Origin of the sequence: Pseudophaeobacter sp. EL27 (assembly GCF_900313025.1) — a bacterium.
Taxonomy (GTDB): Bacteria; Pseudomonadota; Alphaproteobacteria; order Rhodobacterales; family Rhodobacteraceae; genus Pseudophaeobacter.
In genome coordinates this window covers 30,863-44,891 of sequence record NZ_OMPQ01000010.1, presented here as the reverse complement: position 1 = coordinate 44,891, position 14,029 = coordinate 30,863, and the positions used below count along the sequence as shown (strand labels likewise).

Below are 14,029 nucleotides of genomic sequence, written 5' to 3'. Positions count from 1 at the left end.
CCCTCTCCGGCTTAGAGCATTGAGTGCCAATCATGCGTATGATCATCTCCTTTGCCGCCCTGTTCCTCTCTGTGGTGCTGTTGCAATTTTCAACCGGAGGTGTCGGCCCACTCGATGCGCTCTCGGGCTTTGCCCTAGGGTTTAGCAAAGAACAGATCGGCCTGTTGGGCTCGGCGCATTTTCTGGGCTTCTTTATTGGCTGCTGGTGGGCCCCACGCCTGTTGGGCACTATCGGCCATTCGCGTACCTTTGCCGTTTGCACGGCGCTCGGCGCCATGGGGCTGATTGGCCATACTTTGACCAACGACCCCTATGCCTGGGCTGTCATGCGGATCGCAACCGGGGTCTGTGTGGCCGGTGCCTATACGGTGATCGAAGCCTGGCTCAATGCCAAGGTCACCAACGAGACACGCGGTCGCGCCATGGGGACCTATCGGTTGGTGGACATGGGCGGTTCACTCGGTGCGCAGCTGTTTATCGCGGTGCTGCCTCCAGCCTATTATGTCTCTTACAACATGCTGGCGCTGCTGTGCTGTGCCGCATTGCTGCCGCTTACCCTGACCCGTGCCAGCCAGCCGGAAACACCTGCTGCGCCGCGCCTGCGCCCCAAGCTGGCCTGGCACTGCTCGCCGCTGGCCGTAGTTGGCGTTACCATTGCAGCGCTCAGCTCCGCCTCGTTTCGTATGGTCGGACCAATCTATGGCCAGGAAGTCGGCCTGGAGATTGACCAAATTGCTTTTTTCCTCGCCTCCTTTGTTTTGGGCGGCGCATTGGCGCAATACCCAATGGGATGGCTGGCCGATAAATACGACCGACGCTGGGTGCTAATCTGGCTTTCGGTGGCAGCGGTGGCAAGCTGCGGCATCACCATGGCGGCGAGCCAGACCGGCACCCTAGGGGTGATGTTGGCGGCTGGTTTCTTTGGCCTGACCACCTTTCCAATATTCTCGCTGTCCTCGGCCCATGCCAATGATTTTGCTTCGTCCGAACAACGGGTTGAGCTCTCAGCCGCCTTGATGTTCTTTTTTGCGCTCGGCGCCATCGCGGCCCCCTATGTGGCCTCCAGCCTGATCAGCAGCTATGGGCCACCGGCCTTGTTTGCCTTTGTCGCCTTGGGTCATGTCTTACTGATCATTTTTGGCCTCACCCGGATGCAGGCGCGCCCTGTCCCGGATCTCGAAGACCGGACCCGCTATGTCTACGCGCCGCGCACATCCTTCACCATAGGTCGCCTGCTGAAACGCTCACGCGAGCGCAAATAAGAAAAGGGGCCGGAAACGCCGGCCCCTTGGTTTGGTGTGGAGGTGTTTAGGATCAGGCCGACGCGTCAGGCTCAACCTCGGTTGCTGAGCTGTCGACAACTGGAGGTACCTGATTTGCAGGCTTTGCCTCATTGGCGCCCAGAGCTGCACTGGCGATACCGCTGACCCCGTCTTCCATCGACAGGCCCAGCTCTTCGCCGAGCTTTTTCAGCGCGGGCATCTGCACCGCCATGCCCATGATAGAATCCAGCGCTTGGTTCACCACCGGCTTTTCACCAGCCCCAGCCTGCACAGTCTGACCAGCGCTACCGGAACCACCCGCAGCGCCAATGCCGCTGACCTGATGGATCTTGATCGAGTCGATCTTCTCCGCAGGTTTGACCATTTCAGCAACAATGGAAGGCATCGCCTCCAGACGGGCCAGGTCAATCTTCATCCCAATCAGCTCAGCCGAGAGCGCATTTTCAGCGTCGACAATGGCGCGCTTACCCTCGGCTTCGGCCAGCATATCGTTCTTTTTCGCCTCGGCACGAATGTTGAGCGCATCGGCCTCAGCCTGAGCTTCCTCGCGGCGGGCCTCGGCCCGGTCAGCTGCTGCGTCTTTTTCGGCCTGCGCCGCCAGACGAATACCAGTGGCCTGACGTTCGGCTTCGCGGGTGGCCTGAATCAGCACAATCTGCTTTTCACGCTCGGCTTCGGCCACCTGACGGGCGGTTGCCACCGCTTCGGTTGCCTTGGTGGCCTCGGCACGGGCCAGATCAGCTGAGGCACGGGCGCGGCTTTCCTCTTCGGACTTCTGCTGGATGATGATCTGGCGCTCCTGCTCGGTCACTTCCAGCTCGCGCTCTTTGGCGATCTCGGCGACGCGGATCTTGCGTTCGCGCTCAATATCGGCTGAGCGGATGGCCTCTTCCCGAGCAATACGAGAGCGTTCGGTTTCACGGACAGAATCTTCGGTCCTGGCAGCGATCTCAGCTTCCTGAGCCACGCGCAGGGTTTCAACCCGCTCCTTCTGCTCGATACGGGCCTGTTCTTCGTCCTGTTCAATCAACAGCTTCTGACGCTGGGCTTCCATCGCCGCACGACGCACCGAAACATCCGCATCCGCATCAATTTGGGCACGCTCCATCTTTGAGGTAGCAATCACCTCGGCCAGTTTACGCATCCCAACAGCGTTAAAGGCGTTGTTCTCATCCAAAGCCTCAAACGGCGTCTGGTCCAGCGCGGTCAAGGATACAGATTCCAACGAAAGACCGTTTTTGGTCAGATCCTCGGACACTGCGTTTTGCACTTCCTGCACAAAGTCAGCGCGGTTTTCATGCAGACCATCCATAGTCATCTGTGCCGCCACCGCGCGCAGACCATCAATCAACTTGCCTTCGATCATCTCGCGCAGCTGTTCTACGTCAAAGGTGCGATCGCCCAGCGTCTGGGCTGCGCGGGCAATCCCTTCCGCCGTCGCCATGACGGAGACGTAGAATTCCACACCGACGTCAACCCGCATCCGGTCCTGGGTGATCAGGGCCGCCTCGCCGTCGCGCTTCACTTCCAAACGCAGGGTCTTCATGTTGACGGGGCTGACCTCATGCATAAGCGGCACCACAAGAACGCCACCGTCCATGATGACCTTCTTCCCGCCTGAGCCCGTCCTGATAAGGCTGACTTCGCGGGTTGAGCGCCGGTACAGGCGACCAAGCACCAGACCAACAACAAGAAGAAATGCCAGAAAACCGGGCACAGCAATAATCAGAAAATCCATTTGAATTCCTCCATCGTTCAATAAAATTTCGGCAGTTTGCTTGGCTGTCTTTTTGGCCATTTCAAACCTGCCTTTGTGTCAGCAGCCCCATGGTGGCGCTGGGTCTCATTCCGACAGCGGGATCAGGACATAGGCGTCTTGCCGCCTGTCCCGGATCACCAGAACTTCGGTGCCCTGCGTGATTTCCTCGCCCTGGGCAAAGGGTTCAGCGCGCAGGTAGTGGGTATTGCCGTAGCGATCCGTGACCCGCACTTCGGCTGGGCGCCCCTTGGCCGCTGTGCCTTGGGTGATCACGCCGCGACGGCGGCCCAGACTGCGCTCAGACAGGGCTTCGGTCTCCACCTGCGGCAGCAGACGCGCAAAAACGGAACCAAAGCTGCGCGCAAGCCAAATGCCAAAGGCACCGGCGGGCACCCCGATCACCCAGGGGGACAGGGCAGAGCCAATAAGCGACTTCACCCCCAACTGAAGCCCGACACCGCTCAGACCAAAGCCCAGCAGCAAGGTCGCCAGCCAGATCAGCATCGGCATTTTGCCAATCCCCAACCAGCTGCTCACCCCACCAGAGGCCTCTACCGTCGCCGCGCCTTCGGTAAGATCCATGCCGTCGATATCCGCAAGGTCCAGATCGCCCAGATCTCCAAAATCGCTCAGGGCATCGGCATCTATAGAGAGATCGCCACCGATATCGCCCAGATCCGGCGCGTCGGGGCCATCGATACCGTCAACCCCGCCCAGATCCGCATCTGAATCCCCACTGCCCAGAAAGCTCGCCCCGATCAGCAATGCCGCCAGCTCCAATCCCGCCAGGCCAAACAACAGCGCCAGCGCAAAGGTGAAGGGCAGGAAATCTGGGTCAAACAGGTAGTCAAACATCTATGGGCAAGATCCTCGGGTCAAAATGGGCAAACAGTATGCAACGGTATGCAGATAACTTGGTCACGCGCCTGTGATATTTCAAGGCATTGGGAAATGATTTCCCGTTATAGGTGCGCCAGAGCGAAGCGCAACGCAAGGCAAAGCTGGCTTTGCTCCCAAAAATCCCGGGAAAGGCTCAGCCGGGGTTTTCGTGTCGCCCTGCATGGGGTAGACGAGCCCCTGACTTAATTCATGGGTGGATGGCATGGCACGCGTTCTGATCACTTCGGCAATTCCCTATATCAACGGGATCAAACACCTCGGAAACCTGGTGGGCAGCCAGCTTCCGGCCGATCTTTATGCCCGGTTCCAGCGCGCCACTGGAAACGAAGTGCTGTTTCTCTGTGCCACCGATGAGCACGGTACACCGGCAGAACTCGCCGCTGCCAAGGCTGGCAAGCCCGTCGATGAATTCTGCGCCGAAATGCACGAGGTTCAGGCCGATATCGCCAACGGCTTTGGCCTCAGCTTTGATCACTTTGGCCGCTCCTCCAGCCCACAGAACCATGCGCTGACCCAACATTTTGCCGGCAAGCTGGCCGAAGCGGGCCTGATCCGCGAAGTGGACGACAGCCAGATCTATTCCCATGCCGATGGCCGCTTCCTGCCGGACCGCTATGTCGAAGGTACTTGCCCCAACTGCGGCTTTGAAAAGGCCCGCGGCGACCAGTGCGAGGAATGCACCAAGCAGCTGGACCCCACCGATCTGATCAATCCACGCTCGGCGATTTCTGGCTCTACCGATCTGGAGGTCCGTGCAACCAAACACCTGTTCCTGTGTCAGTCCCAGATGAAAGATCAGCTGGACGCCTGGATCAACAGCAAAGCCGACTGGCCCGTACTGACCACCTCGATTGCCAAAAAATGGCTGCATGACGGCGATGGTTTGCAGGATCGTGGCATCACTCGTGATCTGGACTGGGGCATCCCAGTCAAAAAGGGCACCGAGGACTGGCCCGGTATGGAGGGCAAGGTCTTCTACGTCTGGTTCGACGCCCCCATCGAATATATCGCTGCGGCGGGCGAATGGGCCGAGGCCAATGGCAAGACGGATGCCGATTGGCAGCGCTGGTGGCGCACCGACATGGGCGCCGAAGATGTCAAATATGTTCAGTTCATGGGCAAGGACAATGTGCCTTTCCACACCCTGTCTTTCCCCGCCACGATCCTGGGCTCGGGCGAGCCCTGGAAACTGGTCGATCACCTCAAGAGCTTCAACTACCTGAACTATGACGGCGGTCAGTTCTCCACCAGCCAGGGCCGCGGCATCTTCATGGATCAGGCGCTGGAAATCCTGCCCGCTGATTACTGGCGCTGGTGGCTGCTCAGCCATGCGCCCGAAAGCTCAGATTCCGAATTCACCTGGGATCAATTCCAGCAATCCGTGAACAAGGATCTGGCCGATGTTCTGGGCAATTTTGTCAGCCGCATCACCAAATTCTGCCGTTCCAAATTTGGCGAAGAAGTTCCCGAATCCTCCCCCTACGGCGCACCGGAGCAGGCGCTGATCGCCGATCTCACCAGTCGCGTTCGCGCCTATGAGCAGCACATGGAAAACATGGAGGTGCGTAAATCCGCGCAGGAACTGCGCGCGATTTGGGTTGCCGGCAACGAATACCTGCAAAGCACCGCTCCCTGGTCCACCTTCAAGACCGACCCCCAGCTGGCCGCAACCCAGGTGCGCCTCGGCCTCAACCTGATCCGTCTCTATGCCGTGCTGAGCGCGCCTTTCATTCCCAATGCCTCTAGTGTCTTGATGCAGGCGCTGAACTGCGACGACAACAGCTGGCCCACAGACGTCGAAGCTGCCCTCTCCGCGCTGCCAGTTGGGCATGCGTTCACCGTACCTGATAATCTCTTTGGCAAAATCACTGACGAGCAAAGCGAGGAATGGCAGGCCCGTTTCGCTGGCACCCGCGACTAAATCACGCCCCCTGCCCCAAGAACCAATCCGGCGCGCCCAAGCGTGCCAAGACCTGCAAAGCCCGCCTTTTTTAAAGGCGGGCTTTTCTATCTGGCAACATCACCAATAGGCCGCCCCACCCCTTATCGCTCGGAGCGCAACGCTGGACTGGCGCGGCCTCCAAGCAAAAATCATGTATCGCGAAGTATAATTTTCTGACAAAAATAGTCAGAAAGGGTTTTCTGATTAAAATAATCAGGTATAAAGCCCGCAGCCAACCTGACTCGACAGGCCAGCCCTGACCCGCATCTCTCAAATAGAAATCGCCACCATGTCGATCAAAGCCCCACAGACCTTTACGGCCCAGTCCCGCCCAGAACAGGCGATAGAGCGCGACGCGCTTTGGGTCCCGGTTTTTGCCCCCAGCGGATCCCTCACCGGACTCTGTCTGGAATGGCTTTTGGACAAGGCGGAATTCAACAATGGGCGACCCACATGAACCAGATGACATCCGAACCGGTGGCAACCACCGCCTCCCCCGAAGTTTTCCCAACTTATCACGCCGAAGATCTCACACGTGGCGGCATTCAGGCCCGCATCCTGCTCAATGGCCAGATCTATAGCCTGCGCATCACCCGCGCCGGAAAGCTGATCCTGACAAAATGACCGCGCGCAACACCCCACTGCGCGGCGGCGCCTCCGTTGGCCTGTTGACTGATCTGCCCCCGCTGGAAGCCGGGGCAGTGCGCTATTTGCGCCATTGGTTCAGCGGTGCGGAAGCCCGCGCCGAGCTGCATCAGGCCTTTTGCGGCACTCTGGAGCCGGGCCTTGCAGACAGTGCCTTTGAAAGTTTTGGCCAGCTCTGCGATTTCTGCGTCACCCATGGGCGTCGCCCGCTGGTGCGCCATGGCATGACCTGCTCTTGCCTCGGTGCGGATGAAAACTGTTTTGCCAACTTGGTCGCAGCGGCTACCGAAGGCGAAGCGAGTGATGCCGAACTCCTCGCCTCGCTGATTGTCTCCCCCAAACAGGCCCAGGCGCTCAGCAGTCTGGCTGCCCAGACCGGCCTGTTGCTGCAACATATGACCGGCGGCGTCACACCACGACGCAGCTATCGCCCCGGCACCGCCACTCTACACTGAACAATCGCAATCAATAACCCCACTTTATCAAGGACTTCACAGATGAAATCTCTGTTTCTTACTGGTTCAGCCCTGGCAGGTTTTGCACTTGCCGCCACACCGGTTCTGGCCGCAGACAAAGCCGCCGTTCTGACCAACTACGCCAATATCGCCGAGGCAAAGTACCAGGACAGCCTGATCACGGCCAAGACCCTGCAAGCCGCAGTGGAGGCCTTGATTGCCACGCCATCTGCTGAAGCCCTGCAAACCGCCAAGGACGCCTGGCTGGCCGCACGCGTGCCCTATCAGCAGTCCGAAGTCTTCCGCTTTGGCAATGCCATCGTTGATGACTGGGAAGGCAAAGTGAACGCCTGGCCGCTGGACGAAGGGCTGATTGACTATGTGGATGCCTCCTACGGTGGCCCCAGCGACGAAAACACCCTGGCAGCGCTGAATGTGATCGCCAACCCCACCTTTGACCTCTCGGGCAAATCCATCGACACCAGCGCAATCACCCCCGCATTGCTGTCAGAGACCCTGCACGAAGCAGATGGGGTCGAGGCCAATGTGGCCACCGGTTATCATGCGGTTGAATTCCTGCTCTGGGGCCAGGATCTGAACGGCACCGATCATGGCGCCGGCACCCGGTCCTGGACCGATTATGCTGCTGGTGAGGCCTGCAGCAATGACAACTGTGACCGTCGTGGCGAATACCTGAAAGCCGCCACCGATCTGCTGGTCACTGATCTCGAGTGGATGGCTGCCCAATGGGCTGAAGCCGGCGAAGCCCGTAGCACACTGCTGGCTGATGAGGCCGCTGGTATCTCGGCGATGCTGACTGGAATGGGCTCGCTGTCCTATGGCGAACAAGCTGGTGAGCGCATGCGCCTCGGCCTGATGCTGAATGATCCGGAAGAAGAGCACGACTGTTTCTCCGACAACACCCATAACAGCCATTACTATGACGGTTTAGGCGTACAAAACGTCTATTTGGGCGAATACATCCGTGCAAACGGCGCGCTCGTTTCCGGCCCCTCCCTGTCGGATTTGGTTGTTGCCAGTGATCCCGCCCTGGATATCGAAATGCGCTCGAAGCTTTCCAACACCATGCAAGCCCTTGGTAGAATTAAACTAACCGCTGAAGCAGGCATGTCTTATGACCAGATGCTCGAGGCAGGAAACACAGCAGGCGAAGCCCTCATCATGGGCGGTGTAAACGGTTTGGTCGACCAGACCCAGTCCATCGAACGCGTCGTTAAACTGCTGGACCTTGACGCTCTGGAAATTGAAGGATCCGACAGTCTTGACAATCCTGCGGCAGTCTTCGAATAAGACCTTCGCAAGGTAATAACATAACACAAAGAACACTTGAGAGCCTGGCTGATACCTGCAGCCGGGTCTCTACATCGGAAAGAAAAGATCACATGACCATCAAGACCTCTGCCGCGCTGGCTTTCGGCGCGCCTGTACTGCTGTGCGCAAACGCGGCCTTTGCCGAGCAGGGTTTCGCTTGGGAAGGCGAAATCGAAATCGGCAACGAGCAGGTTGTCTCCTCCGACAATGCGGCCAATGAAATCCGCAACACCTATGCCATCATCACCGCCACCGGCACCTACACCTTTGGCAATGGCGTCGAGATCTTTGCGACCCTGACCGGCGAGAGCGTCACGGACACAACCGTTGACCGCACCTTCAAAGACATGGGTCTCTATGTTGAAGAACTCGGCTTTAGCTTTGGCATTGGCGAAAGCACCACCGTCACTGTTGGTAAACTGGCGCCTGCCTTTGGTTCTGCCTGGGATGATACAGCTGGCTTCTTTGGCGGCACGCTGGCCGAAGACTATGAGCTGACCGAACAGCTGGGCATCCTGGCTGACGTCGAGCTAAACGGCGCCGGCACCCTTTCCTTTGGTGTGTTCTTTGCTGATGACACCTCGCTGAGTCGCTCCTGGGGCGAAGACCGTGGTCGCAACCGCTCCAATACCGGTGGCGCCGGCAACACCGGCAAGCTCGACAGCTTTGCCATTCAATGGGCCCATGAGGTGGACAATACCCGTTTCCACATTGGTGCGCGTCACCTGAGCGCCAGCATTGGCGACGTGGGTGATGAGCAGGGCTTTGTTGCCGGTCTTGGCCATTCCTTTGACAGCGGTCTCGACCTCTTTGGCGAAGTTGCGAGCTTTAGCAACTTTGGCGGCGGCGCAGATGACGCGACCTTTGTGACCCTGAACGCGGCCTATGCCATTGGCAACCTGACCCTCTCTGGCACCCTGTCGCAGCGCGACCTGGATGCCTCGGGCGAGACAGATCTGCACTCGATCGCAGCCGAATATGAGTTCCAGAATGGCATGACCCTGGGCGGCGCCCTGGCGCGCCAGGATGATGGTGGCGTCAAAGACACCATTGTTGGGCTGAACCTCATCATCCCTCTGGGTGGCTAAGCCGAAATTTAGGCAAGTGACTCTGTCAGATACGCCTTCCCTCGGGTCTGACAGCATTTCTTTCTAACCCGAAAAGGGCCGCAGATTCTGCGGTCCTTTTTGTTTGCCAGGCCAAGACTTGCTTATCCGATAAAAACAATAAGTTTTTGAACTTGTATCCCTATTCTTTTTGTCAGATATTGCGATCAGCCCAACAAACTATGGGCTTTGGCCACTCTAGGGACCCTTCGCATGATCATATGCCACTGTACCCAGATCTCAGATCATGACATTCACGCTGCCATCGATTGGATGCGGAATGCCGACTCGGAGACGATTATCACCCCTGGAAAGATCTATCACGCCCTTGGCAAGGCTGCGGATTGCGGTGGCTGTATGCCGCTCTTTCTCGACACCATGCGCAGCAATGATAAGATGAAAGTTCCGGCAGGACTGCAGAACCTACGCCGCAAAACAACTCAGGAGAGCACCTATGAAGGGCGACCCCAAAGTCATCGACTATCTCAACAAAGCGCTGCGTCATGAGCTGACCGCCGTCAGCCAGTACTGGCTCCATTATCGTCTGCAGGACGACTGGGGTCTGGGCAGCATGGCCAAGAAAAGCCGCGAAGAGAGCATCGAAGAGATGCAGCACGCGGATGATCTGATTGAGCGCATTCTGTTCCTCGGCGGCCATCCCAACCTGCAAAAACTGGACCCGCTGCGGATTGGCCAAACTCCCAAAGAAACCCTGGAATGTGATCTTGCCGCCGAAGAGAGCGCCCGCGCACTCTACAAAGAAGCCCGCGAGGTTTGCAGCGAGGCGGGCGATTACGTCACCATGAAGCTGTTTGAAACCCTGATGGCCGACGAAGAAGGTCATATCGACTTTCTTGAAACTCAGCTTGACCTCCACGACCGAATTGGTGCCGAAAACTATGCACAACTCAACGCCACCAAAATGGAAGCGGTTGAAGAGTAACATCTTTCTGGCTGCCGCGTTTGCGGCAGCCTCCCCTGCCTCTGCCCTTGACCCAAAGCCGCTACAGCCCACTGATCTTTCGGCTCTGTCACTTGGTGATCCCCACCTCAACACCCTGCCCCGCAGCACCACAGAACAGGCCCGCATTGCCTCTGTCACCGCCGCGACCCAGGATTTCACCGCCCCCGAAATGTTTGAGGAAAACCCCGCCGGCAGTGCCACTGTCCGGGCGCGCAGTGATGACGAAGCCTTCTCTCAGCACAGTGCCAATCTCTCCTTTGAGCAGGAGCTGGAATTCAAACTCGGCAATGGCTTGTTCAAAAAGATCTGGGTCTTCTCTCCGGCCTCTACTCTGGCCTCTGATGGTCTGGGTCCGCTGTACAATGCGCGCAGCTGCCAGCGCTGTCACATCAAGGATGGGCGCGGTTCCGTCCCAGATGGCCCCGACTATCGCTCTGCGGCGATGTTCCTGCGCATCTCCATTCCCGGCGAGACACCGCAGAACCTGAAAGCGGTGACCGACTACATCGCCACCGCGCCTGATCCCAACTATGGTGGGCAGCTTCAGGATTTCTCGCCCCCCGGCATCGCCCCGGAATACCGTTTCCAGGTCAGCTATAGCCCCCTGCCCATTACCCTCTCAGACGGTGAAATCATCACGTTGCGCGCCCCAAGCTACAGGGCCGAACAGCTCGGCTATGGCCCGCTCCACCCCGACGCCATGCTGTCGCCGCGCCTCGCACCACCTATGATCGGCCTTGGCTTGCTTGAGGCGATCTCAACCGCTGATATCCTTGCCAATCTCGATGAGGCCGACCGTGACGGCGATGGCATCTCGGGCCGCGCCAATCTCACCTGGTCACCCGAGCATGATCAGATCATGTTGGGGCGTTTTGGCTACAAGGCTGGCATGCCAACGGTGCATCAACAGTCTGCTGCTGCATTTTCAGGCGATATCGGCATCTCAACGCCGCTGTTTCCCAACCCTGCAGGCGATTGCACCGCCGCTCAGGAGGCTTGCCGGGCTGCGCCCCATGGTGATGGTGACATCCGCGGCCGTGAGATTGATCAGGCCAATATGGATCTGGTCACCTTCTACAGCCGCAATCTGGCTGTGCCCGCCCGCCGCGACACGGACAACCCGGAGGTGCTGCGTGGCAAAGAACTCTTCTACTCCCTTGGCTGCACCAGCTGCCATACCCCCAAATTTGTCACCCAGCGCCTGGTGGACCGGCCCGAGAACAGCTTTCAGCTGATCTGGCCCTATAGCGACCTGCTGCTGCATGACATGGGGCCGGGCCTCGCCGACAATCGCCCCGAAGGCCGCGCAACTGGGCAGGAGTGGCGCACCCCACCGCTCTGGGGGATAGGGCTGACCAAACAGGTGAACCCAAAGGCCACCTATCTGCACGATGGTCGCGCCCGCAGCCTGCTGGAGGCCATCCTATGGCATGGCGGCGAAGCAAAAGCCGCCCGTGACCAAGTGATCACGTTGGCGCCAAAGGACCGCGCTGCCCTCATTCGTTTTCTGGAAAGCCTCTGATTTGAAACATATGCTCCTCACGCTGGCCTCTGTGCTCAGCCTTACCGCCACCAACCTGCAGGCCGATATGGTTGATGAAATTCTTGACGATCAGATCCTGCCTGCGATGCAGGCCCTGGCTGAGAGCAGCCAGGATCTGGCCGAGGTCGCCGGAACCATCTGCCGCCCCGGCGCTACCCCGTTGCGAGACGCCTATGGTCAGGCCTTTGACGATTGGATCCGGGTCAGCCATCTGCGGTTTGGCCCCACCGAGACCGACAACCGCGCCTTTGCCCTGGTCTTTTGGCCCGACAGTCGCGGCAAGACGCCTAAAACCCTGGCAAAACACCTGCGCGAAGCCGACCCAGACCTGCTGACCCCCGAAGGTTTTGCCCAGTCCTCCATTGCCGGGCGCGGCTTTTATGCGCTTGAATTCATGTATTACGATGGGCATTTCGCCAGCGCGGAGCCTCATGCCTACCGCTGTGCCCTGACCACCGCCATGGCCCAGGACATCGCGGCAAATGCTGCGGCGATCCATCAAGACTGGCAGGGCTCCTACGCTGATCAGATGCGCATGGCTTCGGGACGGTATCAAAACAAGACCGAAGTCAAACAGGAGCTCTACAAATCCCTGAACACAGGTCTGCAAATGCTGGCGGATATGCGCTTGGGCCGCCCCCTTGGCAGCTTTGACAAACCACGTCCCAAACGCGCCGAGGCCTGGCGCTCTGGCCGTAGCCAGCACCATATCACCCTTGCATTGCAAGCGCTGCATCCGCTGGCCATTGCGTTGGCCGAGGGCAATCAAGACCTCATGGAACAGCTGGACGCCGCCTTTCAAAAGCCAATTCTACGCGCCCAGCGGCTGGAGGACCCAAGACTCGAAGGGGTTGCCGATCCTGCCAAACGCTTCCGCATCGAGGCGCTCCAGCAAGAGGTCAACGACCTGCGGGCCCTGATCGAAAGCGATCTGGGCCCCTCATTAGGGGTTCTGGCGGGCTTCAACTCGCTGGACGGCGATTAACAATCCCGCAGAAAAGGACAAAACATGACCTCGCGACGCGGTTTTCTCGCCGGGCTTTTGGCCACGGGTCTGGCCCCAGCCCCCAGCTGGGCAGATCTTGGCGGGCCCGCCTTTCTGGCTGCGGCCAGACAGTCCGATGGCCACTTCCTGCTGGCAGGCCTCTCCGAGACCGGGGCCATCCGCTTCACCTGCCCGCTACCCAGCCGTGGCCATGCCGCCGCAGCCCACCCCTTACGTCCCGAGGCCGTCGCCTTTGCCCGCCGTCCCGGGCGATTTGCCGATGTCATAGATTGCCGGGACGGCGCACATCTTGCCCGACTTGAGCCACCGCTGGGGCATCACTTCTACGGCCATGGGGTGTTCTCCCCGGATGGCACCCGCCTGTTCACCACCGAAAACGACTATGAAAATGGGCGCGGCATTGTCGGCGTTTGGCAGGTTACCCGGGGCTATCGCCGCATTGGTAGCTTTGGCTCTGGTGGCATTGGCCCCCATGACATGGTGTTACGTCACACGCAGGGCATGCCACAACTTGCTATTGCCAATGGCGGCATCGAGACCCATCCCGACAGCGGTCGCGCCAAATTGAACCTGCCACAGATGCGCCCGAACCTCAGCCTGCTTTCCCTGGAGGGACAGGTTCTGGATGTGATGGAGTTGGACCCCGAACTGCACCTGAATTCGATCCGCCACCTGGCGCTATCGTCAACAGGCACCCTGGGGTTTGCCATGCAGTGGCAGGGGGATCCGGGCGCAGATCTGCCCATTTTGGGGCTCTATCAGCCAGGCACACCACCGCAACTGCTGGCCGAAGGGGACCCCCGCCTTCGCAATCTGCGCGGCTATGGTGGCTCTGTCGCCTTCAGTCCCGATGATCAGGCCATCGCCGTCACCTCCCCCAGAGGCGGATTGGTGCAGGTGATGGAAACCCACAGTGGCAAGATCATCCAAGAACACCCACTCACTGATGTCTGCGGGCTTGCTACCGCCAGCACGGGATTGATCGCCAGCACCGGCCTGGGTCAGATCATGACCCTAACCGGGGACACTGCAAAGCAACTGCGACACCACAACCTGGCCTGGGACAACCACCTTGTCCCGCTGACCTGAGGGGC

General features: G+C 59.1%; 14 protein-coding genes. 12 read left to right on the top strand and 2 right to left on the bottom strand.

What is annotated here, in order from left to right; genetic code table 11:
* Positions 1-32: 32 nt before the first annotated feature.
* On the top strand, positions 33-1,262 hold the full coding sequence (locus ED661_RS12015; RefSeq protein WP_122074169.1) for an MFS transporter: 1,230 nt from the start codon (positions 33-35) through the stop codon (positions 1,260-1,262).
* Positions 1,263-1,314: 52 nt separating this feature from the next.
* On the opposite strand, the gene ED661_RS12010 is transcribed toward ED661_RS12015, so the two are convergent.
* Complete coding sequence (locus tag ED661_RS12010) at positions 1,315-3,021, bottom strand: flotillin family protein (protein ID WP_122074234.1); 1,707 nt, start codon at positions 3,019-3,021, stop codon at positions 1,315-1,317.
* Positions 3,022-3,126: 105 nt separating this feature from the next.
* Entirely contained in the window at positions 3,127-3,897 is a 771-nt protein-coding gene (locus ED661_RS12005) for an OB-fold-containig protein (protein WP_122074168.1), read from the bottom strand.
* Positions 3,898-4,144: 247 nt separating this feature from the next.
* On the opposite strand from ED661_RS12005, the gene metG reads away from it, so the two are divergent.
* The 11 genes from metG (at position 4,145) to ED661_RS11955 (ending at position 14,024) form a co-directional block, all read left to right on the top strand.
* Positions 4,145-5,863: a methionine--tRNA ligase gene (gene metG, locus ED661_RS12000; RefSeq protein WP_122074167.1), complete on the top strand. Its 1,719-nt coding sequence runs from the start codon at positions 4,145-4,147 to the stop codon at positions 5,861-5,863.
* 310 nt (positions 5,864-6,173) lie between these two features.
* The gene (locus ED661_RS21955; protein WP_162930125.1) at positions 6,174-6,341 is read left to right on the top strand and encodes a hypothetical protein; all 168 of its coding nucleotides are present in this window, start codon (positions 6,174-6,176) and stop codon (positions 6,339-6,341) included.
* Positions 6,338-6,508, top strand: a complete 171-nt coding sequence (hemP, locus tag ED661_RS11995) for a hemin uptake protein HemP (protein WP_122074166.1) — start codon at positions 6,338-6,340, stop codon at positions 6,506-6,508. Before ED661_RS21955 ends, hemP begins: the two co-directional genes overlap by 4 nt.
* Positions 6,505-6,984 (top strand): hypothetical protein, encoded by a 480-nt coding sequence (locus tag ED661_RS11990; RefSeq protein ID WP_122074165.1) that lies wholly within the window; start codon positions 6,505-6,507, stop codon positions 6,982-6,984. The genes hemP and ED661_RS11990 overlap by 4 nt, the downstream gene beginning before the upstream one ends.
* A 42-nt stretch (positions 6,985-7,026) precedes the next feature.
* Positions 7,027-8,295 (top strand): imelysin family protein, encoded by a 1,269-nt coding sequence (locus tag ED661_RS11985; RefSeq protein ID WP_122074164.1) that lies wholly within the window; start codon positions 7,027-7,029, stop codon positions 8,293-8,295.
* A 92-nt stretch (positions 8,296-8,387) separates the two neighbouring features.
* Positions 8,388-9,404 carry a porin gene (locus ED661_RS11980; protein ID WP_122074163.1) on the top strand — a complete coding sequence of 339 codons (1,017 nt, stop codon included), beginning with the start codon at positions 8,388-8,390 and terminating at the stop codon, positions 9,402-9,404.
* A 231-nt stretch (positions 9,405-9,635) separates the two neighbouring features.
* On the top strand, positions 9,636-9,929 hold the full coding sequence (locus ED661_RS11975; RefSeq protein ID WP_122074162.1) for a bacterioferritin-associated ferredoxin: 294 nt from the start codon (positions 9,636-9,638) through the stop codon (positions 9,927-9,929).
* Positions 9,877-10,365, top strand: coding sequence for a bacterioferritin (bfr, locus tag ED661_RS11970; RefSeq protein WP_122074161.1), 489 nt, complete (start codon positions 9,877-9,879; stop codon positions 10,363-10,365). The genes ED661_RS11975 and bfr overlap by 53 nt, the downstream gene beginning before the upstream one ends.
* The gene (locus ED661_RS11965; protein ID WP_122074160.1) at positions 10,355-11,908 is read left to right on the top strand and encodes a di-heme oxidoredictase family protein; all 1,554 of its coding nucleotides are present in this window, start codon (positions 10,355-10,357) and stop codon (positions 11,906-11,908) included. The genes bfr and ED661_RS11965 overlap by 11 nt, the downstream gene beginning before the upstream one ends.
* 10 nt (positions 11,909-11,918) lie before the next feature.
* A complete protein-coding gene (locus ED661_RS11960; RefSeq protein WP_122074233.1) occupies positions 11,919-12,914 on the top strand; it encodes an imelysin family protein in 996 nt (331 codons plus the stop codon).
* Between the two features lie 24 nt (positions 12,915-12,938).
* Entirely contained in the window at positions 12,939-14,024 is a 1,086-nt protein-coding gene (locus tag ED661_RS11955; RefSeq protein ID WP_122074159.1) for a DUF1513 domain-containing protein, read from the top strand.
* Positions 14,025-14,029: the final 5 nt, after the last annotated feature.

Coding starts and splice junctions, on each gene's coding strand:
- ED661_RS12015 (WP_122074169.1), top strand. CDS start 33: ATGCGTATGATCATCTCCTTTGCCGCCCTGTTCCTCTCTGTGGTGCTG.
- ED661_RS12010 (WP_122074234.1), bottom strand. CDS start 3,021: ATGGATTTTCTGATTATTGCTGTGCCCGGTTTTCTGGCATTTCTTCTT.
- ED661_RS12005 (WP_122074168.1), bottom strand. CDS start 3,897: ATGTTTGACTACCTGTTTGACCCAGATTTCCTGCCCTTCACCTTTGCG.
- metG (WP_122074167.1), top strand. CDS start 4,145: ATGGCACGCGTTCTGATCACTTCGGCAATTCCCTATATCAACGGGATC.
- ED661_RS21955 (WP_162930125.1), top strand. CDS start 6,174: ATGTCGATCAAAGCCCCACAGACCTTTACGGCCCAGTCCCGCCCAGAA.
- hemP (WP_122074166.1), top strand. CDS start 6,338: ATGAACCAGATGACATCCGAACCGGTGGCAACCACCGCCTCCCCCGAA.
- ED661_RS11990 (WP_122074165.1), top strand. CDS start 6,505: ATGACCGCGCGCAACACCCCACTGCGCGGCGGCGCCTCCGTTGGCCTG.
- ED661_RS11985 (WP_122074164.1), top strand. CDS start 7,027: ATGAAATCTCTGTTTCTTACTGGTTCAGCCCTGGCAGGTTTTGCACTT.
- ED661_RS11980 (WP_122074163.1), top strand. CDS start 8,388: ATGACCATCAAGACCTCTGCCGCGCTGGCTTTCGGCGCGCCTGTACTG.
- ED661_RS11975 (WP_122074162.1), top strand. CDS start 9,636: ATGATCATATGCCACTGTACCCAGATCTCAGATCATGACATTCACGCT.
- bfr (WP_122074161.1), top strand. CDS start 9,877: ATGAAGGGCGACCCCAAAGTCATCGACTATCTCAACAAAGCGCTGCGT.
- ED661_RS11960 (WP_122074233.1), top strand. CDS start 11,919: ATGCTCCTCACGCTGGCCTCTGTGCTCAGCCTTACCGCCACCAACCTG.
- ED661_RS11955 (WP_122074159.1), top strand. CDS start 12,939: ATGACCTCGCGACGCGGTTTTCTCGCCGGGCTTTTGGCCACGGGTCTG.